Origin of the sequence: Vibrio sp. 10N.261.51.F11 (assembly GCF_041471665.1) — a bacterium.
Taxonomy (GTDB): Bacteria; Pseudomonadota; Gammaproteobacteria; order Enterobacterales; family Vibrionaceae; genus Vibrio; species Vibrio crassostreae_C.
Map to the genome: position 1 here is coordinate 1 of NZ_JBFROW010000024.1, position 1412 is coordinate 1412.

Below are 1412 nucleotides of genomic sequence, written 5' to 3' on the forward strand. Positions count from 1 at the left end.
TAATGCCGTTCACTTAAGAGTGAACGGCATTTTTGTTCTTAGCATACCGTTGTGGTCTGGGTTTAACTCTTCTAGGGAATGTCCTTTCCCTTCGCCCTTCAAGTATTAAGCTTTCAGCCATGTTGTGGAACCCCTTTAGCTGACGAGGTATTGCGCCTGGTGTTGAATAAGGTAAGCCTACAAGTAACGCTGATACATGAGCTAACGTGCCGTTAAAACTCAGTTGATAAGGAAGGTAATTTCCCTTTAAATTGAAGCAGAGCTCGACCATCTGATATCGGATTAAATTGTAAGTAAGCAAGATGCCCCATAACTCCTGCTTGACCAGCTCTGGTAAACGACTTCGCAGCGTAAGACGGTTTCCAAGCATGTATTGTTTTTGCTCTCGGTAGCCCAGCTCTATTTCCCAACGATGCTCATAAAGGCCTGCAATATCTTTTGATGGGTAACGCAGGGAGTCCGTCATGGAGGTTAATACTTGGTAGTCTTTTCCTTTAATTTTACGAGTGACAAGTCGAGCGGTTATCGACTTTGGTAAATCAGGCCATAGCTTTCTAGCTCTTGGATTACTGTGTAATTGAACAAGTTTGTCATTTCGCCCTAAAGATTGAACAATGTCATATTGTGTATTTTTCTTGAGGGGGATAAGCCAATGGCGCTCTGAGCCAGAGTCTTGCCATTTATGTAATAAACCTAAAGAATAGAACCCCTTATCGAACATTGTTACGCTATGGTTTGGTGTTGTTTCTATCAGTTTTTCAGCTAATATCATTTCGTTTGTATTGTAATTATCAAATGCACTGGCCGTAATAATGTGACTGCTTAGTTCCATTTGGCAGACCATTCTCACTTGCGGATATTGCGTCCCTTTTTGTCGAGAAAATGCCTTTTCATTTTGCGGGTTATCGGGCGTTCGCCAAACAACGCCATCGACGCCAAGCAGCGTTAATCCATTCCATTGGGGTAACTTTGCACTGTTTAACCATGACGTAGTCATTCGCTCAAAGACCGCTTTAATTGCGTCTTCACCCAACGTCTTTCGACGTTGAGTTAACGCACTCGGTGCGACAAAAGCTTTACCTGTACGGTCGACAATATCAAGTTGGTTCACTAAATCTTTCATGGATTTACTGTTATAGATAGCCATTCCAACAAGCAGCCACACCATGGATTCTAAAGTTAATTTCCTCTTTCTCATCGTGACAGTATCAGTAAGAGAATAGGCTTCGTCGATGAGTTCAATTGGAAGCAAGTCAGACAAAGTCTCAACGCTGCTAGGTTTCCAATCATTAATTATGTTTAGAGCTTGAGAAACATCCATAAAAAAATCCAAGTGCATTAAATACACTTGGATTTTGACAGCTCTGAAGGATCCTTCAACCGATCGCTTTGGCTTTAACTGATCGGCATTA

At 41.9% G+C, this 1412-nt stretch carries 1 protein-coding gene; it reads right to left on the reverse strand.

The window, feature by feature from the left end; all coding sequences use genetic code 11:
* Window positions 1-13 precede the first annotated feature (13 nt).
* Window positions 14-1321, reverse strand: a complete 1308-nt coding sequence (locus AB4351_RS08150) for an IS4 family transposase (protein ID WP_029235596.1) — start codon at window positions 1319-1321, stop codon at window positions 14-16.
* Window positions 1322-1412 lie beyond the last annotated feature (91 nt).

What these genes read in the sequence shown, in the direction of transcription:
- AB4351_RS08150 (WP_029235596.1), bottom strand. Translation starts at nt 1,321, where the DNA reads ATGGATGTTTCTCAAGCTCTAAACATAATTAATGATTGGAAACCTAGC.